Below are 21,521 nucleotides of genomic sequence, written 5' to 3' on the forward strand. Positions count from 1 at the left end.
CCGATTAAGCGTGATCGCTAATACGGGTTAAACCATTGCGATCAACGCGCGTCAGGCACGCGGCGAGGGTGCTGCCATCAGGCAGGCACAAGTCGGGGGCGATGTCGGCAAGTGGATAAAGCACGAACTCACGCACTTTCATGCCGTAATGTGGCACCGTCAGTCGCGGCTCGTCGATGACGCGATTGCCATAGAGTAGAATATCGAGGTCCAACGTTCTCGGTCCCCAACGCTCTGCTTTGCGTTCCCTGCCATAATCAAGCTCAATGGCTTGTGTTGCATCCAATAGTGTCAGAGGGTCAAGCTGAGTGTCCAGCGCCGCGACGGCATTAACATAATCGGGCTGATCGGTCGGCCCCATGGGTTTGCTGGTATAAAGGGCTGATACTGCCACAAAACGACTCTGCGGCAGTGTCTTTAACGCAGCAATCGCCTGTTTGGCTTTTTCTACAGGCTCACCGAGATTGCTGCCAATGGCGATATAGACCCGATTCATGCGTCTGAATTTGACTGCGGTTTACGCCGACGTGGCGGTCCCTTACGCCGACGAGACTTGGGTTTACGCGTATTATGAGCTTTATTGATCGCACGCACCATTTTTTGGCGGCCACTTTGATCCGCACGCTGAAAGTCTCGCCACCACGCACACAGCGCTTCGGTCTCTTCACCTTCGACCGCACCGCGCATCTCAAGCAAATCAAATGCCGCGCGGAATTTTTTCTCGTCCAGTGTTTTAAACGCACGCGCACCAGTGCGACGCGTCATACGCATTTGCAATTGCCACACTTCACGTATCATGGCGGTGAAGCGCCGCGGAATGGCGATGGTCTTAACTTGCTCATCCACAATGTCACTGGCGGCCACCATGAAGGCATCGTAGTAGCTCAAACCACTCTCAAATGCCATTTCTTCCGCCCGTGTCACCAAGGGATACCACAGCATGGCAGCAAATAAGAAAGCCGGATTAATGCGCTGTTCGTTAACCACCCGCTTATCGGTTGAGCGTAATACCTGCTCTAACATCTGTTCCGTTTGGCTAGATTGCGCTTCGGTAAAGTGTGCGGCCACGGCAGGGAAAAGCTGCTGAAATAAATTATACTCGCGCAACATTTGGTACGTCGCGAACCCTTGACCGGACTGCAACAGCTTCAAGCTTTCTTCAAACATTCGCGCGGCCGGGATGTCTTGCAATAACGGCGCAAGCTCGACAATCGGCGCCGCTGTCGCGCTATTAATCGTCATATCAAGCTTAACCGCAAAGCGCACGGCGCGTAGCATCCGTACCGGATCTTCACGGTAACGCGTTTCAGGATCACCGATCAGGCGGATAACGCGGTTATTGAGATCATCGAGTCCCCCCGCATAATCCCGAATAGAAAAGTCGGCGATATTGTAATACAGCCCGTTCACCGTAAAGTCACGGCGCTGCGCGTCTTCATCGATGGTGCCATATACATTGTCACGCAATAGCATCCCGTCTTCGGAGCGAGCGGTTTGCTTATCTTTTTCGCCTTTACCGTGGTGGCCTCGGAACGTGGCGACCTCAATCACATCGCGGCCAAATAAGATATGGGCAAGACGAAAACGCCGCCCAATGAGCCGGCAGTTACGAAACAGCTTTTTGACTTCATCTGGCGTTGCGTCGGTCGCAATATCGAAGTCTTTGGGTTCACGCCCCAACAATAAATCTCGCACACCGCCACCAACGAGGTACGCTTCAAAGCCCGCTTTGTGCAGGCGATAAAGCACTTTCAGCGCATTTTCGCTGATACCTTTGCGCGAAATGCCATGTGCTTTGCGGGGGATAACTTCCAACTTAAGATCCTCAATTGCGCGTGTTTTACTATCACGATTCAGAACCTTACGGCAAAAGCTGGTCACTCGATTAAAGATAGCTCACCTCGTATTTAATTGTTCGGGCCATGAAACAGCGGCATATAATATATCAGGGTGGGCCATTTTAGAATGCTGTCGTCACTTCCGTTTTTCTCGGTATCTGTGTCAACGACCAACGCTTAACCGCCAGGTCCAATAATTGGGTGGGACTTGCCACCTCTTGCTCAGCCACTGCATGCAAACCAAGAAACGTCATCGCTGCGCGTAAAGCTGGCAGCGGCGCTTGATTATCAATGGCAGGAGCCCGGTTTTGCTTAGAAAGCTTGTGTCCCTCTGCATTGACAGCCAGAGGAAGGTGTAAATAACGCGGCACGGGTTGGCCGAGTTGTTGGTACAACGCGATATGGCGTCCTGTCGGCATAATTAAATCCGCCCCACGCACGATATCAGTCACGCCTTGGTCGATATCATCCAATACCACCGCAAGGTTATACGCATACAAGCCATCGCGTCGTTTGATGATAAAGTCTTCATTGGCAAGATGCGCATCAAGACCAAGCGTACCATGCAACCTGTCCTGAAACGCGAGCACCTCAACGGGACTTTTTAGTCTCACCGCCGCCGCTTGCGCCCCTTTACCTTTATCACGACACCAACCTGGGTAGACGCCGCCCGCCTCTTTAATCTGCCGACGCGTACAGGTGCAATAATACGCCTGTCCCGATGCAAGCCAAGCCTCTATTTGTGCTTGATAATCAGAAAGGTGCTGGCTTTGGTAACGCACCTCTCCGTCCCACTCAAAACCAAACGCCTCCAGCGTGCGCAAAATGTCACTCGCGGCGCCCGGCTGCTCCCGAGGCGGATCGATATCTTCAATCCGAACCAGCCATTGCCCATGGTGTGCACGCGCATCTAAATACGAGCCAAGTGCCGCCACCAATGAGCCAAAGTGTAGCGGGCCCGACGGGGAAGGAGCAAAACGGCCAATATAAGCGGTCTGCAAAGTCATGATAAGCGCATAGACAGTAGGTGCAACGCCTGCAGCGAGTGTGAATAGCGCAAATTGTACGGGGATCTTGCGCTAACACAAGCACCCTAAAACACAAAAAGGGAGCCGAGGCTCCCTTTTATCTGTCTGATTTTCTCTCCGCTAACCACGGCTAGGCATCGATGTGTGCAAATATAACGCGCCAGCGTTAGCCAGCCATTTGCTTTTCTTTTAGCTCAGCCAGTGTTTTACAATCAATACATAGCTCTGCTGTTGGGCGAGCTTCTAAGCGGCGCACCCCAATTTCGATACCACACGAGTCGCAAAAGCCGAAGTCATCATCTTCGATACGCTGCAATGTCTTATCGATCTTCTTAATCAGCTTGCGCTCGCGATCGCGATTACGCAGCTCTAGGTTGAATTCCTCTTCCTGTGCTGCACGATCGACAGGATCGGGGAAATTGGCCGCCTCATCTTTCATATGATTCATGGTGCGGTCGACTTCTTCCCTGAGCTGATTACGCCACGCATTGAGGATTTTACGGAAATGCTCAAGCTGAGCCTCTCCCATATACTCCTCTCCAGGTTTCTCCTGGTATGGCTCTAATCCGGCAATGGCCAGGATGCCCAGCGATTTCTTTTCTTTGCTTTCTGGCATTCAGCTTCTCCTAAAAAACCTTGACATGACCCGTGTCTGTCAAATGAGGGCGCTATCTATAGCAGAAAGCCTTTAGGGTGGCAATCTTTGATTTACGCCGCGCAACGCCCAATGTGAACATGCTTACACTTTTGCGGTATGACTAACAAAAGGTACGGAATTAACCAGATTTAGCTCACTCGGCGACATCTGAGCCTGATAGCAGATCACTTCTACCCCTGACGCCAACGCCTGATTTAATAACTGGTTATAATCCGGGTCGATATGGGGGGCACCAGTGACTTTTTCAATCCCCGAGTGCAAAACAACGAACAATAAAACCGCACGATGTCCTTGCTCTGCCATCGCCATCAGCTCACGCAAGTGCTTTTGCCCACGCGTCGAGACGGCGTCCGGAAACGCGCCCCAGCCGTCTTCCTCCAATAATGTGACACTCTTTACTTCTATATAGCAGTCCGCTTTGTCATCGTCACGTAATAGTAGGTCTATGCGGCTGTTTTCACTGCCATAGCGTACTTCCGTCTGTAATTGTCGATACCCCACTAGTTCAGGAATACGATTCGCCTGCACCGCCTCAACCGCCAAGGTGTTGGCACGCGCCGTGTTGACACAAATCCAGTGTCCCTGCTGGGTATGATTAAGCTCCCAACTGTGAGGGTATTTACGCTTGGTATTATCGGAGGTGGAATACCAAACGGTATCGCCTGGCGTCGCACAACCGGTCATCGCCCCCGTATTGGCACAATGCATGGTCAGCGACTCGCCATTAGCCAAGGTCACATCGGTTAAAAAACGTTTATAGCGGCGTACTAAGGTTGCCGACGCTAGTGGTGGGGAAAACTGCATCTGCCGTTCCTGCTGATGATTAACAAAGGCTGAATTGATGCAGGCATTGGTATAACGCCCGCCCCTCATTATCTCGAGGTATCGATTCATCCGACGAGGAGGAAGGCGAAGCATATAATCCAAATCGTTGACACGCAAATGTCTGGGCAGGAGGCGTCGGTAAGTCCAGCGCATCGTCATCTTTGACACCACGACGCAAGGTAATATGCGGGGTAAACGCATGACTGTCCGCTTTCGCTGGCCAAACGGGTAAGGTCTGTAAATGATGAGCCAGCGCCAATAAGGCTTGCGGAGGAGACGCTAACGTTGCACAGACAATCCTCGGCTGAGCCCATACTTCAACGGTCGAGGCCGTGATGGAAAAGGCGGGCAGTTGAAGGTCTTGCACCGTGGCTTGTAGACGAGGAATATATGCATCCGGCACATCACCCAAAAACGCCAAGGTAAGATGTAAGTTTTGATCGGGCACCGCATGCCCGACTCCACTGAGGCGATTTTTATACGCCACCAGCTGCGCCCGGGCGGTTTGGTTAATGCCCTCCTCCAAACCTAGCGCGAAAAATAGTCGCATGGGCTCTCCTTTTACGCTCAGTCCGTTAAAATAGTCACTTTGATTCTGACACAAAGGGCAAATTCTTGTCGCAGCTTCCGATTGATGCCGTGATACCTGACCTGATAGACGGGCTCGCGGCCTATCCACAAATCCTCTTATCCGCACCACCAGGAGCGGGTAAGTCGACGCGCTTGCCCCTCGCGCTACTTGAGCAAGCATCACTGCCGGGAAAAATCGTGCTACTGGAACCCCGTCGGCTCGCCGCTCGCAACATTGCTCGCTTCCTCGCCCATCACCTGGATGAGCCTATTGGCCAAACCATAGGTTTACGCATGCGTGGTGAGACAAAAGTCAGTGCTAAAACGCGTGTTGAGGTGGTCACTGAGGGAGTGCTAACACGTTTGCTGCAAACCGACCCCATGCTCGATGGCGTGAGTGTGATCATGTTCGACGAGTTTCACGAACGCAGCCTGCATGCCGATCTGGCGCTCGCCTTGAGCCTAGATTGCCAAGCCGGCTTGCGAGATGATCTGCGCCTAGTGGTCATGTCTGCCACCTTAGATAATCACGCCTTGGCGCAACATTTACCCGACGCCCTGACCCTGACAACTGAAGGGCGCAGCTATCCGATTCATTATCACTATCACCCACTGTCACGGCATTCACAATGGGCCAGCGCAGTAGCGAGCGCCAGCCTTGATTTTATCGCTCAACACGCAGGGTCGGCCCTACTCTTTCTCCCCGGCGTGGGCACGATTAGACAGGTTTATGCCGCCCTAGAAGGGCGCCTACCTGATGACATGGATTTGCACCGCCTCCACGGCAGCCTTGACGTCTCGGCGCAATACGCCGCGATTGCGCCTCCCTCCCCTGGAAGACGTAAGTTAGTGCTCACAACCAACATTGCTGAAACCAGTTTAACCATCGAAGGGATTCGTTTAGTCATCGATGCTGGGCTTGAGCGCTTGGTGTTGCACCAAGCCCAAACCGGTATCAATAAATTGGTGACGCGGCAAATAACGCGTAGCGCTGCCATCCAGCGTGCGGGGCGAGCAGGTCGTCTCGAAGAAGGGCAATGCCTGCGCTTATACAGTGAAGAGCAATTTCAGCGCTTACCTGCCACTCCCACCGCGCCGATCTTGCGAGAGGACTTGACCGATCTTGCCCTCAATGTCATCCAGTGGGGCTGTGATGTCAAAGATTTACATTGGCTTGACGTGCCGCCCACCAAGCATTGGCAAGCGGCCTGTACCAGACTGACACAATTGGGGCTGATTGATACGCGCCAAGGACTCACAGCGCTGGGGCAACGTGCCATCCAATTGGCCGCTAGTCCGCGCGCTGCCGCCATGTTGGCTCGGGCTGAAAAGGCGGATACCGCCGTGTTACCCACCGCCTGCTGGCTCGCCGCATGGGCCGACAAACCGATGACCTCAGGTGTATCACTGGCACTGATTGACCAATTACAGGCGGTCATGTCTCACAAAGACTATCAAGACCGCGCTCAATCGCTGGCACGGGCACTTGGGATAAAGTTACAACGCTCACTCGATGAAGCCATATTGCCACTGCTGGCCGCGAACATCTGGCCAGATAGAATCGCATTGAGACGGGGAAAAACGGGGCGCTTTATGATGGCCAATGGTCACGGCGTGACACTCGATAGCCAAGACGCACTCAGTCACAACGAGGCAATCGTGGTTTGTGATGTGATGGCCGGTGAGCAACACGACAGCCGCGCCTACAGTGCTATCGCGCTTTCACTGCGCTCGCTACAACAAATGCGCCCCGACTTATTACGTCAACATGAGGTCGTACAATGGGATGACCAACGCGGCACATTACAAGCAGAAAAACAGCAACGCCTCGGCGAATTAGTGCTTTATCGTGAGCCACTTAATACACTCAGCGCCGAGCAGCAGGCGCAAGGGTTATTAAACGCCGTGCGCCAAAAAGGCATTAATACATTGAACTGGCAAAGCGGCAGCCAATCCTTGCTCACCCGCGCCCGCTGCGCACAAGCCTGGGGACTGGATATCATGCTACCGCCACTTAGCGACGACGACTTATTGGCATCGCTCGATACCTGGCTGGCGCCTTTTGTCCATGGCATGTCACGTTGGCAAGCCCTGCAGCAGTTGGATCTCAAGCCCGTGCTGGAGGCCTGGTTCGGTTTTGCGGCAACACAGCAATTAAACACCGCGTTGCCCACACACATTACTGTCCCAACCGGATCACGTTATCCGCTGCGCTATAACCCGGAAAACGCGCCCGTCTTAGCGGTAAAAATGCAGGAAATGTACGGACAGGCTGATACACCCACCCTGGCTAACGGCCAGGTGGCCGTGCAAGTGGAGTTGCTCTCTCCCGCCGGACGGCCACTGCAAATCACGCAAGATCTGGCGGGGTTTTGGCAAGGCAGCTACAAAGAGGTGCAAAAAGAAATGAAAGGGCGCTACCCTAAGCACCTTTGGCCAGATGATCCGGCCAACCATGCGCCAACCCGTAAAACCAAGCGCCATTTTAACCAGAGTTAAGCTATTGTATGGCAGAGAAAAAAACACGCTCACGCCCGAGCAACAAAAAACGTTCATCACCCAAGCGCCAGCCCAAAAAGACGTCTACTAAGCCAAGTTGGGGGAAACGCCTGTTAGGCTTGGGGCTAAAGTGCAGCCTCGTCGGGATTGCGGCCGTCGTTATGTTAGGTATCTATCTGGATGGCAAAATCCAAGACAGGTTCAGCGGCCAGATTTGGCAGCTTCCCGGGGTCGTTTATGGCCGAGTCATCAACCTGTCTCCTGGCAGCGACTTTTCCCTTTTGCAGCTGCGCCAACAGCTAGACGCCCTCAACTATCAGAAAGTGCGTACGCCCAAACGGCCTGGCGAGTACTCGGCGTCAAGCACTCGGCTTGAGATCATTCGTCGCCCATTTGATTTTGAGGATGGGCCCGCGCCGGCGCGTCATGCGATGTTGAGCTTTGCTGACGGCCAAGTGGGTAAAATCACCGAGGTAAACAGCCAACAACCGCTAGGATTACTGCGTATCGAGCCCAAGCTGTTGGGCATGATGGAATCTGGAATTCGCGAGCAGCGTTTATTCTTACCACGAGAGCGCTTTCCCGAATTTTTAGTTGAAGCTTTGATTACCACGGAAGACAGAGACTTCTATCATCACGAAGGCGTCTCTCCTACGGGTATTTTGCGTGCCTTGGTCGCCAATATTCGCGCAGGACGCACCGTGCAAGGTGGCTCGACGCTTACCCAACAGCTGGCTAAAAACCTATTCCTCACCCGTGATCGTACCTTGTGGCGTAAGGTGCAAGAAGCCTACATGGCTTTGATCCTCGATTTTCGCTACAGCAAAGACAAAATCCTAGAGGCCTACCTTAACGAGGTCTACCTTGGCCAAAACCGCGGCGAGCCGGTGCATGGCTTTCCTTTGGGCGCGCGCTTGTATTTTGGTCGCCCTATCAGTGAGCTACGTGTTGATCAACTCGCGCTGCTGGTTGGCATGGTAAAAGGGCCCTCTTATTACAATCCCTTCCGCCACCCTGAACGCGCGAAAACACGACGTGATCTGGTATTACGCTTGATGCTCGAGCAAAATCTACTCACCAGTGCCAATTACGATGCTGCCGCCAGTCGTCCGCTCGATATTCAGGCCACCCCGACACTTTCGCGTCCCCAACCCGCCTATTTTGATCAACTTAAAGAGGAGATCCGCCAACATGTAGGCGATAACTACGCGGCAGGAGAAGGGCTACGTATATTTACTACACTGGATCCTGTCTCACAGCAAGCCATTGAAGGCGCGGTGGTGGATAAAGTTAAGGCGCTGAAAAATAGAGCTGGCAACAAACTTGAAGCGGCGGCCGTCATCGCAGACAGACGCAGCGGTGAAATACGCGCCATGGTTGGTGGGGCGCGCCCAGGCTTTGCAGGCTTTAATCGCGCATTAAATGCCAAACGTCCTATCGGCTCGCTCTCAAAACCGGCGGTGTATCTGACCGCGTTGAGCCACCCCGAACGTTTCCAGCTCACCAGTAAGATTGACGATAAACCGATTCGCTTGGAGGGTAGCCAAGGCAGTAGCTGGCAACCACGCAACTATGATCGCCAGTATCGAGGCCGTGTGTCCTTACTCACCGCTCTCGCCAAGTCTTATAACGTCCCGACGGTGAATCTCGGCATGCAGTTGGGGTTAGATGAGGTGATCAATACCTTTGGCAAACTGGGTGCCAATACCGATAATATCCCCCAGGTACCGTCATTGCTCCTCGGCGCGTTTAGCATGAGTCCCTTCGACGTCACCCAAATCTACCAAACGCTCGGCAGTGGTGGGCAACGTGCGCCATTAACCGCCTTACGCGCGGTCACCACCAAAGAAGGACAGAGCCTTTATCAAAACTGGCCAAAAGCCGAGCGTGTTGTCTCTCAGCAAGCCGGCTGGCTAACGCTGTATGCGATGAAACAAGTGGTGCAACAAGGCACCGGCGGTTATTTAAAACGTCATCATGGCAACGTGGCACTGGCCGGCAAAACCGGCACCACAGACGATAACCGAGACAGCTGGTTTGTGGGTATTGATGATAAAGAAGTCACCACGGTGTGGCTTGGCCGCGACGATAACCAATCGACCGGGCTCACCGGGGCCTCAGGCGCATTGCGTGTCTATGATGATTATCTCAGTCGTCGAGGCGCCAGTGCGCTGACGTTATCTTGGCCGGCTCACATCACGACGGTCGCGGTGACGCAAAAAGGCAGTCAATACCAGCTGAGCTGTCGCGGAGATGCCTCGCTGCCGGTTTGGGACATTGATGGGCAGTTTGCCAAGCGCTGTGGTCAGTCAGACCCGGTCGGCTGGCTGAAAGGTTTATTTAATTAACCGTCAGCACACCATCAGGCATCACCGTTCAAGCTCGTAATAAAAAGCCCCGGCCATCATCGCCGGGGCTTTTTTATCCGATATTAATCCGAATCACAGATGCGGTGAGGTCGTTAACTACGCAAGCCTGTCCCTTTGGAAATCAAACCCCACGCCAGCGCATACAAGCCGATAATAAACAGCGTCAGTACCCCAAACGATGTCATGATGCCGACATCTGACACGCCAAGAAAGCCGTACCGGAACGCGTTCACCATGTACACAATCGGGTTGAGCTTGGATACTCCTTGCCAAAAATCGGGCAACAGTGAGAGTGAATAAAACACCCCACCTAAGTAGGTTAAGGGAGTCAGCACAAAGGTGGGGATAAGGCTAATGTCGTCAAACGTTTTGGCGAAGATAGCGTTGATAAGCCCACCCAATGCGAACACCGCCGAAGTAAAGACCACAGTGGTAATCACGATCAACGGATGCGCTATCTGCAAGTCGACGAAGAACAAAGAGGTCATGGTCACCAAGGCGCCGACCGCTAACCCCCGACACATCCCGCCACCGATATACCCGGCAATGATCRCGTAATTGGGGATCGGCGCCACCAAAAGCTCTTCAATATTATGCTGAAACTTGGCACTAAAAAATGAAGAGGCCACATTCGAGTAGGAGTTGGTGATCACCGACATCATGATAAGCCCCGGCACGATATACTCCATGTAGGAGAAACCTTCCATCTGGCCAATCCGCGAGCCAATCAGATTACCGAAAATGATAAAATAGAGGCTCATGGTAATCGCGGGCGGAACCAAGGTTTGCACCCAGATACGGGTAAAGCGCGCCACTTCTTTATGAATCAGCGTTCGAAAGGCGACCCAATACAAAGCATTCATGCACGCTCCTCCCCATTTTGCTGAATTAAGGTGACAAATAGCTCCTCAAGGCGGTTTGCCTTATTGCGCATCGACAGCACCTGCACCCCTTGTTGCGACAACTGATCAAAGACAGGGGTCAACCCGACTGACTTATTCACTTCGACTTCCAAGGTATTGGTATCGGTTTTCTGCCAGTTGACACCGTCTAAGGTGCTCAGTTTATGCCCTGGCTGTAAATCAAGGATAAACGTCTCTGCGTCCAGCTTCGCCAGCAAGGCCTTCATGGAGGTATCTTCCACCAGCTCGCCTCGATTGATGATACCGATGTTGCGACACAAGGTTTCGGCTTCTTCAAGGTAATGAGTGGTGAGAATAATGGTGATCCCTTGCCGGTTTATCTCGGAGAGAAAGTCCCACATTGAACGACGCAGCTCAATATCGACACCGGCGGTTGGCTCGTCCAAAATCAACAGACGAGGCTCATGCATCAGCGCACGGGCGATCATTAAGCGACGCTTCATGCCTCCCGACAAATTACGGGCAGGCTCGTGGCGCTTATCCCATAAATCGAGCTGCGAGAGGTATTTTTTCGCGCGTAATTTGGCTTGGTCGCGGGGCACACCATAGTAACCCGCTTGGTTCACCACGATCTGCTCCACTTTCTCAAACTGGTTAAAGTTAAACTCTTGTGGCACCAGCCCGATTTGTTTTTTGGCTTCCACTTTTTGGCTATCGAGATCGTAGCCAAAAATGCTCACCTGCCCCTGGGTTTTATTCACCAGTGAGCTCAAAATGCCAATGGTGGTGGATTTGCCCGCCCCATTTGGCCCCAATAGCGCATAAAAATCGCCCTCCTCCACAGAGAGCGATACCCCTTTTAGCGCCTTAACACTGGTCCCATAGGTTTTGACCAGGTCTTTGATGTCGATGGCTTTCATAAGCTCCCGTTCTTTTAAGGCATGACCTCGGTCACTCGGTGCGCAGCACGGAGTGCGTCATAACGGCTATCAAAAGTATGATCGTCAGTGAGCCAATTTTTAACATGCAAGCGCTCAAGCTGATCCCGTGTTTTTTGATGGGGGCAGAGCAGAAAAACTTGGCAATTGGCGTCAACCGCATCTTTGATCGCATTTTCCAGCGCGAGGCCGACGGTCATATCAATCATGGGCACGTCACTGAGGTCTAAGATCATGACATCGAATTCCTCGATTTTACTGTGCTGACGTGCAATCGCTTTCGAGACACTGAATATCATTGGGCCTGAGAGATAGAAAAACAACACTTTTCCGTTGGCGCTGTCTAATAAAGCCCTTTCCATCTCGCTCAGGGGGACGTCATCTTCATCCGCATCACTGATCGCTTTAACCTGCTTTTCTTGCTCACGGCTTAAGTGTTCGATGGCAATAATATTGGCAATAAACACGCCCACACCCACTGCCACGATTAAGTCCACCAGCACGGTTAATATCATCACTCCATACATGATCACGGTTTGATGTAAGCTGACTTTGTGAGCACGTTGGATAAAGGTGCGGTCAAGGATATTGAAGCCCACATAGATGGCGATACCCGCCAGCACCGCCATCGGGATGGGCTCAGTTAAAAAGCCTGCGACCAAGATCACCGCCGCTAAAATGAGGGCGCGCACAATGGCCGCAAAGGGTGAGCGCCCGCCCACTTGCACATTGACGACCGTGCCCATGGTGCCACCCGCTCCCGGCAAAGCGCCAAATAACCCCGCGACCATATTGGCCAGCCCCTGACCGCGCAACTCTTTATCCGAGTCGTGTTCCTCACGCGTGAGCGAGTCGGCAATCACAGCAGAGAGCAAAGTATCAATACAGCCCAAAGTCCCCAACACTAACGCGTCCACCACCATGGTGGTCAGCACCTCACTGTCGATGTGTGGCAGCATCAAGGTTGGCAAGCCAGTTGGAATAACACCAATTCGACGAATCGCCTCGAGATCAAACCACCACATTGACAGCAAAGTCACCACCACCAAGGCAACGAGTTGTACCGGCATATAACGGCGATATTTTTGTGGGAAAGAAAAGAGGATCCCAAGTGTAAGCAGCCCCATTAAAAGCTCACTGCGCTGAGTGTGTGCAATCAACTCAGGCAGCATCTTCAGTGTGCCCAACACGCCTCCTTCGGGGGTCACGTGTCCCAACAAAGGCGGCAGCTGCAAAATGATCAAGATAACGCCAATACCGGACATAAACCCAGATATCACGCTATATGGCATTAAAGTAACGTACTTTCCAAGCTTCAAGGTCCCTAAAATCACTTGGAATAAGCCCGCCATCATCACCACCGTAAAGCCCATTGCCATGCCCCCTTCGGGGTAACGTGACACCATGGTGGTGAGTACCGCGGTCATGATCACTGTCATCGGGCCGGTCGGCTCTGAGATAAGGGTTGAAGAGCCACCAAATAACGCGGCAAAAGCCCCACCAAAATGGCCCCCCACATCCCGGCTTCGGCGCCTGCACCTGACGCTACCCCGAACGCCAGCGAGAGGGGCAAAGAAATAACCGCCGTGGTGACGCCCCCAAACAGGTCCCCTTTCAGGGTCCAGTTCTTGAATCGTTCGAATTTCAAAACAGCTGATCCTTTCAAGTCGTATGCAGTATCACGGCCATGACGGCTTTACTCACTGGCACGGGGGTCCCCCAGTGCGCGCGCCAGTATATAGGAATGTGCACAAGATCAAATCAGGAGGGGAAACGCATGGTTAGTTTTCAACCAAAAAGAATAAAATGATGAGAAATGTGGCAAATATTCACTAAATACATTGTATTTAAGTGATCGTGTATGACGTAGTTTTGAGACTGAAAGTACCGAGCACCTGTCGGGATCCGTAATGACACTGGCACGCGCCAACCTAGCCCGTTGACGCACACCAGCGTATGCATGTGTAAGATAAATTGAACAGCGTGCTAAGGCATCACTTCTACCAAGCGGTTGGCCGCCTCGAGCGCGGGCTTGCGTGTGGTAAAAATATGCGCTTCTCTGACCCAGTCACCGATATGCAAACGCTGCAATTGCTCGCGCGTTTCATCATGCGGGCACAGCAAAAATACTGTGCAATCGGCCTCGCGCGCATCTTTAATCGCGTTCTCTAACGCCAAGCCAACCGTCATGTCTAACATAGGCACATCGCTTAAATCTAAGATCATCACGCGGAACTCGTTGATGTGCGCATGCTGGCGTGCAATCGCTTTCGAGACACTAAAGATCATTGGCCCTGAGAGATAGAAAAACAACACTTGGCCATTGCTCGCATCAAGCAGCGCACGCTCTTCGTCATCAAGCGGCACTTCATCGTCTTCGGCATCACTGATGGCCCGTACTTGCTTGGCTTGCTCTCGGCTTAGACGCTCAATGACCAGCAAGTTCGCAATGAATACCCCTAGGCCGACGGCAACAATCAAGTCGACAAACACCGTCAGCGCCATCACGCCATACATGATACCGGTTTGTTGCAAACTGATTTTATGTGCACGGTGAAGAAAGCTCCAATCGAGGATATTAAACCCGACATATACCGCAATACCCGCGAGTACCGCCATCGGGATCGGCGCGGTGAGCGCACCAGCCACCAATACCACAGCAGCTAACATCGCCGCCCGCAAAATCCCTGACAAAGGAGAACGCGCGCCCACTTGCACATTCACCACTGTGCCCATGGTGGCCCCCGCGCCAGGGAGCGCACCAAATAACCCGGCAATCATATTGGCAATGCCCTGCCCACGCAGCTCACGATCGGAGTTGTGCTCTTGCCGAGTCAGTGAGTCAGCAATCACCGCGGTTAACAAGGTATCAATACACCCTAAGGTGCCCAGCACGAGGGCATCAATTACCATCGCGGTAAAATGTTCTGTCGTGATATGCGGGATCACCAGCGAGGGTAAGCCTGTCGGTATTTCCCCAATACGGCGAATGCTGTCGGTATCAAACAGCAAAATAGAGACCAAGGTGATACTCACGAGTGCGACAAGCTGTGCGGGAATAAAACGACGATACTTGGCAGGGAAATAAAACAAGATGCCAAGCGTCAAAACACCGAGAAATACCTCTTTAATGTCGGCTTGACTGATTAAATCAGGCAATGCTTTGAGTGTGCCAAGCGCCCCGCCTGTCGGGGCCGCTTGCCCCAGCAAGGGTGCCAGCTGGAGCAAAATCAAAATCACCCCAATCCCCGACATAAACCCCGACACCACGCTGTATGGCATTAAGGTGACGTATTTACCCAGCCTTAAGCTACCAATCAGTATTTGGAACGCGCCTGCCATCATCACCACAGTGAACGCCATCGCTACGCCTCCTTCCGGGTAGCGAGACATCATCGCGGTTAGCACCGTGGTCATGATCACTGTCATCGGGCCGGTCGGTTCAGAGATCAGTGTAGACGAACCACCAAATAGCGAGGCAAACAACCCGACTAAAATCGCGCCCCATAACCCCGCTTCCGCGCCAGCCCCAGAGGCCACACCAAATGCAAGTGCCAATGGTAAAGAGATGATCGCGGTGGTCACCCCACCAAACAAATCCCCTTTTAATGTCAGCTGCGCAAATCGTCCCTTATCAAACACTCACTACCCTCTACTGCATTGATGGTGGAAGAGACAGTATACGAATTTTCTTGGATTAACCTATCCGAGCAGTGGCTTTGAAGGTAAACAGCGTGATCTATTGGGCGCGCAAGATGTAAAAGAATGTGAAATTTGATCTCAGTATATTTCAAACCTCATCATTGCGGTATAGTGGCAATTGATAACCTTGCCAAAAGACTGAGTGGATATGGCCCAAATCAAAGCGTTGTTCGCCAACAATAAAGCCTGGTCAAAAGACATTCGTGATACCAACCCACAATTTTTTGCCGACTTGGCGAAGGAGCAACATCCAGAATACTTATGGATTGGCTGTGCGGATAGTCGAGTTCCTGCAGAGCGCCTGACTGGCCTAGACTCGGGCGAGCTTTTTGTCCATCGTAATGTTGCCAATCAAGTCATTCATACCGATTTAAACTGCCTGTCGGTCGTGCAGTACGCCGTTGATGTGCTGCAAATCAAGCACATTATTGTCTGTGGCCACTATGGCTGTGGCGGGGTGCATGCTGCGATTGAAAACCCTGAGCTGGGTTTAATTAACAATTGGTTACTGCATATTCGTGATCTCTACCTCAAGCACAAAAGCTATCTTAGCCACCTGCCTGCACAAGCACGCGGTAATCGGCTATGCGAGATCAATGTCGCCGAGCAGGTGTACCACCTTGGTAATTCCACTATTTTGCGGGCGGCCTGGGAGCGCGGCCAAGATGTGAAGGTCCATGGCTGGTTTTACGATACGACCGATGGGATCTTGCGGGATCTGGGGATGACTGCCAATAGCCGGGAATCACTGGAAATCAACTATCAAGCGGCAATGTGTGAACTCGTGTCTGACAAGGTCGAGTGTTAGTCTTTCCACACCTCCCTGACAAAGCAGATTGGCACTCACCTGTTCATAGATCAAAAAAACCGAGCATCGGCTCGGCTTTCTCCTTTCGCATTCCTTGAACCCTTTAGTCCAACGGAATCACTTTACCGACGTACGGCAGATGGCGGTATTTTTGCGCATAATCAATGCCCACACCGACCACAAATTCATCTGGAATCGTAAAGCCCAACCAATCAACCTTAACGTCAACTTCTCGGCGCTCTGGCTTGTCTAACAATGTACAAATGCGTACTGAATTTGGCTCGCGCAAAGACAGGATTTCACACACCTTGCTCAGCGTATTGCCAGTATCGATGATGTCTTCGACTAAGAGTACGTCTTTGCCTTTAATATCATCATCCAAGTCTTTCAAAATACGCACATCACGCGTACTTTCCATGCTGTTGCCGTAACTTGATGCGGTCATAAAGTCGACCGCATGCGGCATATCAATCGCACGGCATAAATCCGCCATGAAAACGAACGAGCCACGCAGCAGCCCCACTAATACCAACTCAGATGAGTCTTTATAGTGCTCGCTGATCTCAGCGCCCAAGGCTTTCACTCGCGCCTGTACGTCCTGCTCTGAAATCATCACTTCAACGGTGTGTTTCATATCTGCCCCGATGGTTGTCTCTCTACAAAAGGGAGGTCACTAACAAAGGTGGCATAGTCTAGCACTAAATCGATTGCGGATCCCAGCGAGCGCGTTTTCATCGCTTATGCACCCGCACACTAGTTGGGTATCACACTGATTGATAAGAAAAAATAATCCGTGCCTTTGTTTTTTGTAATGAATGACTTTTTTTGCAGACAAAATTACGTTTTTACGGCCTAGATCAGGCTTCTAGCCGTTGTCAGGCCATAAATGGCTGGTATAAACTCAATCCCGCTAATAATAAAATCATTAGCACAAACAATAATTAATTTGTACAAACCAAAAATAAGTTGGCAGGTTTTAGGATGGCTCAATCAAATGAGAGAACAAGGACGCGGCTATCGCCCGAGCGCCGCAAAGAGCAGTTATTAGGGTGTGGCTTAGATGTGTTTGCCAAACGCGGGATTGGTCGTGCGGGGCACGCCGATATTGCCGAAATGGCAGACGTCTCCGTCGCAACGGTATTTAACTACTTCCCAACCCGTGAAGACTTGGTGGAAGAGATCTTGGCCCAGACCGAGAAACACTTCATTAAACTGATTAATGAGTGCACCGGGCAAGATCAATCAATGCGGGCATCGCTAAACTGCATTACCTCGCAAATTATCGACACGGCTCTGGCAGACAAAGCATGGATGAAAGTCTGGTTTGAGTGGAGTACCTCTATTCGCGAAGATATTTGGCCACGCTTTGTCAAAGGCAGTCGAGACGCGATGGATCAGTTCGAGCAAGTGTTCGAGCACGGGATGGCAAAAGGTGAGATGGTCGACCGTCACCAACCGCGTGAGCTTGCCAGTATGTTGGCAGGGGTATGCTATGTGCTCTTTTTACAGGCGCATCAGCAACCAGACAAAACGGCTTTAAACGCCATGGCTCAACACTATATTGACGTATTGTGCCAACAAAGCTAGCCACGTTGTCAACGCCGTAAAAAGCCAACCCCTCGGTTGGCTTTTTTGGTTCTGGTGCCTTAATCGTCAATAAAACTCGGCCCATCATTGAACAGGACTGGCTCGTGAGGGCGAATATGTAAGCTGACTTTATCCCCTACCAATAGCGGCTCACGCGCGTGCACCGACAGTTTTTGACCATGGATATCGATGGTATAACGGCTACTATCACCCATAAACTGTTGGGATAACACCTGTCCTTCCCCCTCAGCATCAGCACGAATGCTTAGAAATTGAGGACGCAGTAACCACCAATGCGGGCCTGGGTGACAATGCACCGGACGTGGCCACGGACCGAGCGGTGTCTGCATTTGTTCTTGCGACGAGACCGTTACGGGCACATAAGAGCCCTGGCCAAGAAAATCAGCGACGAAACGGCTCGCAGGTTGGTAATACACGTCTGTGGTATCGCCATACTGTTCAATGAGCCCCTGATTCATTACCGCTAGCTTATCGGCAAACGCGAATGCTTCCTCCCGACTGTGCGTCACAAGGATCGCCGTGACGCCTTGGGATTTAAAAATACGTCGGATTTCTTCAATTAAATCATGACGAACCTGGGTATCAATATTCGAAAAGGGCTCATCAAGCAATAACAGATCCGGTTCATAAGCCAGCGCTCTCGCTATCGCCACGCGCTGTTGTTGGCCGCCCGATAGCTGGTGAGGATAGCGGTCACCCAGCTCCGCCAGACGCACCAGCTTGAGCATCTCAGCCACTTTTTCACTTCGCGCTGCCGCGCTGAGTTCAGACAGACCAAACCCCACATTGTCTGCCACCGTAAGGTGTGGGAACAGCGCATAGTCTTGAAAAATCATCCCAATATTACGTTGCTCTGGCGGGATTGAATGCTGATTATCGTCCATGAGTTTGCACCCAATCGATAGTTTTCCTGACGATAATGGCATTAATCCTGCCATCGCTTTTAGCAACGTCGTCTTCCCGCAGCCACTGGCGCCGAGCAAGCACACAATTTCTCCCGGCGCGACTTGCAGCGACAAATCTTTTAAAACAGGGGTGCCGTTATAACTGCAGGTCAAATTCTCTATCGCGAGCGCACACTTCATTGATATTTTTGCTCCAATGACCGGTTAATCAGGATAAGGGGGACCAAGCCAACCACGACCAACAAAATGGCAGGTAAGGCGGCATACTCTAGGTGCTCATCCGAGGTAAAGTTGTACACATAAGTGGCCAGTGTTTCGAAATTAAAAGGGCGTAATAAAATCGCAGCATTAAGCTCTTTCATCGACTCAATGAACACCAACAGCATCGCAATGAGTGTCCCCCGCCGAATTAAGGGTAAATGCACACGACGAATCACCCCTGTGGTGGTGCACCCCATGGTTCGCGCCGCCATATCCAATGAAGGAGGAATTTTGGCCATGCTTGATTCAATGCTGCCAATGGCGACGGCACTGAACCGCACGACAAAGGCCACCAATAAGGCCACCATGGTGCCAGATAATAGGAGGCCAGGCCGTCCCCAGCCGTAATGCGTGGCGATATCGTTAATGAAGTGATCGCCGCGCGTCAGCACTAACATCACGCCAATCGCAAGCACCGTCCCCGGCACCGCATACCCCATAGACGCCAATCGCATGGGCGCCACACTGACCCCATGCCCACGCAGGCGGCGATACACATTCACTGTCCACGCAATGCCGACGGCAATGAGCGCCGCTAAACTTGAGGTATAAAAGCTGTTATAGCTAAAAGTGGCAAACTCGCTGACCGCATTTTTTTCGTAGTAGTGCCATGCATAAACTAAAAGCTGGAGCAGAGGTAAAATAAACGCCAGTGACAGCAGACTCCAACACCAGGCTAACACCCCCACTTTACGCCAGCCTGTTAAGGGCATTTTCTCAATCGCATCACTGCTCGAGCTTGGACTAAATTGTGCTTGTTTACGTCGCCCATAACGTTCAACACTGATCAAAAGGAAAATAGCAACCAGCATGATCGCAGAGATTTTGGCGGCAGCGGTTAAGCTCGAGTAGCTCAACCAAGTATCATAGACTGCGGTTGTTAGGGTGCTGACCGCAAAGTAATTGACCGTACCAAAATCGCCCAGCGCCTCCATCGCCACCAAAGAGGCCCCTACCGCAATCGCCGGCCGAGCCAACGGTAAAGAAATGCGACGAAAGCTTTGCATCGGCGAGCAACCGAGCAAACGCGCAGAGTGGGTCAAGGTGACACTTTGCTCCATAAACGCGGCACGGGTGAGCAGGTAGATATAAGGGTATAAGACTAACGCCAGCACAAAACACGCACCCGGCAAGGTACGCATATCGGGAAACCAGTAATCATTGACCGTTTGCCATTCAAACAATGCCCGCAAGCCACGTTGTAGCGGACCGGCATAATCAAACCAATCGGTATAGATATAGCCAATAATATAGCCCGGCATCGCAAGCGGAAGCACCATCGCCCACTGCAGTTGCCGGCTGCCCGGTACCTGATACATGGCCAGCATCCACGCGGTGGGCACCCCGAGGATAATCGCAATCGCCACCACGCCAGCCACTAACAAGCTGGTGTTCAAGGTATAAGTCGGCAGTACGGTCTCGAACAAATGGGGGAAAATATCCCCAGTGTCGCCCACCGCGGTATAAAAGATCGCTAAGATCGGCAAAACCAGCAATAGGGCTAAGCCCCAACTGCTGGTTTTTATCATGGGTAATCTATCTCGCATGGCCTACTACATTAAGGCGTCAGAGAAAGACAACAGGGGCGGCATCCGCCCCTATGCAATGGCTTACAGGTCGAACTGAACTTCATCCAGCAGTTTCACTGACTGGCTGTAGTTATCCGCAATCGCCTCAAGCGGCATTGGGTCATGCTTGTAGTCGCCCCAAGACGCCACGAGCTCAGACTGCTCAACACCCGGCTTCACAGGCTCTTCGAAGTTCACCTCAGCATACATATGCTGTGCTTTGTCTGACGTTAAAAATTCCATTAGTTTTAGCGCGTTTTCTTCGTTCGGTGCGTACTTCGCCATCGCCATGCCACTCACGTTCACGTGCGTACCGTGCGCGTTTTGGCCAGGATAGTTCAAGTAAACCGCTTCCGCCCACGCTGTTTGTTCTTCGTCGTTCAGCATTTTGCCTAGGTAATAGCTATTACCCAGTGAGACGTCACACAGGCCTTCTTTGATCGCTTTCACTTGTGCACGATCATTGCCTTGTGGTTTACGTGCGAGGTTGTCTTTTACGCCCTCAAGCCACTCTTTGGCTTTCGCTTCACCGTGGTTTTCGATGATAGCTGACACTAAAGAGACATTGTATGGGTGCTTACCTGAACGGGTGCAAATCTTGCCTTTCCATTCTGGTTTTGCCAAGTCGAGATAATCAAAATCGTCACCCAATTTGCCGACACGCTCGCGTGAAGAGTATACCGCACGAGCTCGTGTTGTCAGCGCGACCCACTTATCTTCACTATCTCGGAACTGCTCAGGCACGTTTTGATCGATAACATCACTTTGCACGGGCTGTACCACGTCTTGGTTTACCAGCTCTTTAAGGCGTGAAATATCAACGGTTAGCAGTACGTCAGCCGGGCTGTACTCACCTTCTTGCTTGACCTTTTCCGCCATGCCTTTTTTAGCGAATTTAACATTCACAGCAATGCCGGTCTCTTCGGTAAACGCATCGAACATGGGTTCAATCAAGAAAGGTTGGCGATACGAGTAAACATTGACTTCTTCGGACGCAACCGCGGCGCTGGTTCCTAATAGGCTTGCGGTAATAGCCGAGGCAATCAGTAGTTTTTTCATCGTGGCAGTCCTTAAATATGAT

The 21,521-nt window shown here is 51.9% G+C and carries 17 protein-coding genes and 1 pseudogene; 4 read left to right on the forward strand and 14 right to left on the reverse strand.

The features are described from left to right. Window positions 1-4: 4 nt before the first annotated feature. From folK to thpR, 6 genes are all read right to left on the reverse strand, one after another. The gene (gene folK, locus BZG73_RS00930) at window positions 5-496 is read right to left on the reverse strand and encodes a 2-amino-4-hydroxy-6-hydroxymethyldihydropteridine diphosphokinase (RefSeq protein ID WP_077578745.1); all 492 of its coding nucleotides are present in this window, start codon (window positions 494-496) and stop codon (window positions 5-7) included. After that, window positions 493-1,857, reverse strand: a complete 1,365-nt coding sequence (gene pcnB, locus BZG73_RS00935) for a polynucleotide adenylyltransferase PcnB (RefSeq protein WP_235606001.1) — start codon at window positions 1,855-1,857, stop codon at window positions 493-495. Before pcnB ends, folK begins: the two co-directional genes overlap by 4 nt. Before the next feature lie 103 nt (window positions 1,858-1,960). Next, the gene (gene gluQRS / locus BZG73_RS00940) at window positions 1,961-2,845 is read right to left on the reverse strand and encodes a tRNA glutamyl-Q(34) synthetase GluQRS (RefSeq protein ID WP_077606109.1); all 885 of its coding nucleotides are present in this window, start codon (window positions 2,843-2,845) and stop codon (window positions 1,961-1,963) included. Between the two features lie 187 nt (window positions 2,846-3,032). Next, the gene (gene dksA / locus BZG73_RS00945) at window positions 3,033-3,482 is read right to left on the reverse strand and encodes an RNA polymerase-binding protein DksA (RefSeq protein WP_046074011.1); all 450 of its coding nucleotides are present in this window, start codon (window positions 3,480-3,482) and stop codon (window positions 3,033-3,035) included. A gap of 123 nt (window positions 3,483-3,605) precedes the next feature. Then, window positions 3,606-4,328: a DNA/RNA nuclease SfsA gene (gene sfsA / locus BZG73_RS00950; protein ID WP_077578742.1), complete on the reverse strand. Its 723-nt coding sequence runs from the start codon at window positions 4,326-4,328 to the stop codon at window positions 3,606-3,608. 19 nt (window positions 4,329-4,347) lie between these two features. Then, window positions 4,348-4,899, reverse strand: a complete 552-nt coding sequence (gene thpR, locus BZG73_RS00955; protein ID WP_077666491.1) for an RNA 2',3'-cyclic phosphodiesterase — start codon at window positions 4,897-4,899, stop codon at window positions 4,348-4,350. 65 nt (window positions 4,900-4,964) lie between these two features. Here thpR and hrpB point away from each other — a divergent pair, with 65 nt between their 5' ends. Further along, on the forward strand, window positions 4,965-7,418 hold the full coding sequence (hrpB, locus tag BZG73_RS00960) for an ATP-dependent helicase HrpB (protein WP_077667348.1): 2,454 nt from the start codon (window positions 4,965-4,967) through the stop codon (window positions 7,416-7,418). A gap of 8 nt (window positions 7,419-7,426) precedes the next feature. Further along, window positions 7,427-9,766, forward strand: coding sequence for a penicillin-binding protein 1B (mrcB, locus tag BZG73_RS00965; protein WP_077638547.1), 2,340 nt, complete (start codon window positions 7,427-7,429; stop codon window positions 9,764-9,766). A 113-nt stretch (window positions 9,767-9,879) separates the two neighbouring features. Here mrcB and BZG73_RS00970 read toward each other — a convergent pair whose 3' ends face one another. From BZG73_RS00970 to BZG73_RS00985, 4 genes and pseudogenes are all read right to left on the reverse strand, one after another. Further along, on the reverse strand, window positions 9,880-10,650 hold the full coding sequence (locus tag BZG73_RS00970; RefSeq protein WP_077667349.1) for an ABC transporter permease: 771 nt from the start codon (window positions 10,648-10,650) through the stop codon (window positions 9,880-9,882). After that, window positions 10,647-11,570 carry an ABC transporter ATP-binding protein gene (locus tag BZG73_RS00975; protein WP_077667350.1) on the reverse strand — a complete coding sequence of 308 codons (924 nt, stop codon included), beginning with the start codon at window positions 11,568-11,570 and terminating at the stop codon, window positions 10,647-10,649. The genes BZG73_RS00970 and BZG73_RS00975 overlap by 4 nt, the downstream gene beginning before the upstream one ends. Before the next feature lie 14 nt (window positions 11,571-11,584). Continuing rightward, a pseudogene (locus tag BZG73_RS00980) lies at window positions 11,585-13,236 on the reverse strand (SulP family inorganic anion transporter). A gap of 338 nt (window positions 13,237-13,574) precedes the next feature. After that, the gene (locus BZG73_RS00985; RefSeq protein ID WP_077666488.1) at window positions 13,575-15,230 is read right to left on the reverse strand and encodes a SulP family inorganic anion transporter; all 1,656 of its coding nucleotides are present in this window, start codon (window positions 15,228-15,230) and stop codon (window positions 13,575-13,577) included. A 208-nt stretch (window positions 15,231-15,438) separates the two neighbouring features. Between BZG73_RS00985 and can the strand changes: the two genes are divergently transcribed. Then, window positions 15,439-16,098: a carbonate dehydratase gene (gene can, locus BZG73_RS00990; RefSeq protein ID WP_046074002.1), complete on the forward strand. Its 660-nt coding sequence runs from the start codon at window positions 15,439-15,441 to the stop codon at window positions 16,096-16,098. Between the two features lie 103 nt (window positions 16,099-16,201). Here the strand turns inward: can and hpt are convergent, their stop codons facing one another. Further along, the gene (gene hpt, locus BZG73_RS00995; protein ID WP_046074001.1) at window positions 16,202-16,732 is read right to left on the reverse strand and encodes a hypoxanthine phosphoribosyltransferase; all 531 of its coding nucleotides are present in this window, start codon (window positions 16,730-16,732) and stop codon (window positions 16,202-16,204) included. Between the two features lie 347 nt (window positions 16,733-17,079). Here hpt and BZG73_RS01000 point away from each other — a divergent pair, with 347 nt between their 5' ends. Then, window positions 17,080-17,685, forward strand: a complete 606-nt coding sequence (locus BZG73_RS01000) for a TetR/AcrR family transcriptional regulator (RefSeq protein ID WP_077578734.1) — start codon at window positions 17,080-17,082, stop codon at window positions 17,683-17,685. Window positions 17,686-17,744: 59 nt separating this feature from the next. On the opposite strand, the gene BZG73_RS01005 is transcribed toward BZG73_RS01000, so the two are convergent. The 3 genes from BZG73_RS01005 to BZG73_RS01015 form a co-directional block, all read right to left on the reverse strand. Beyond that, on the reverse strand, window positions 17,745-18,791 hold the full coding sequence (locus BZG73_RS01005) for an ABC transporter ATP-binding protein (RefSeq protein ID WP_046073999.1): 1,047 nt from the start codon (window positions 18,789-18,791) through the stop codon (window positions 17,745-17,747). After that, complete coding sequence (locus tag BZG73_RS01010) at window positions 18,788-20,419, reverse strand: ABC transporter permease (protein ID WP_077667351.1); 1,632 nt, start codon at window positions 20,417-20,419, stop codon at window positions 18,788-18,790. Before BZG73_RS01010 ends, BZG73_RS01005 begins: the two co-directional genes overlap by 4 nt. Window positions 20,420-20,482: 63 nt before the next feature. After that, complete coding sequence (locus BZG73_RS01015) at window positions 20,483-21,499, reverse strand: Fe(3+) ABC transporter substrate-binding protein (protein WP_046073997.1); 1,017 nt, start codon at window positions 21,497-21,499, stop codon at window positions 20,483-20,485. Window positions 21,500-21,521 lie beyond the last annotated feature (22 nt).

The sequence above is a fragment of the Salinivibrio siamensis genome, assembly GCF_001996005.1.
GTDB lineage: Bacteria > Pseudomonadota > Gammaproteobacteria > Enterobacterales > Vibrionaceae > Salinivibrio > Salinivibrio siamensis.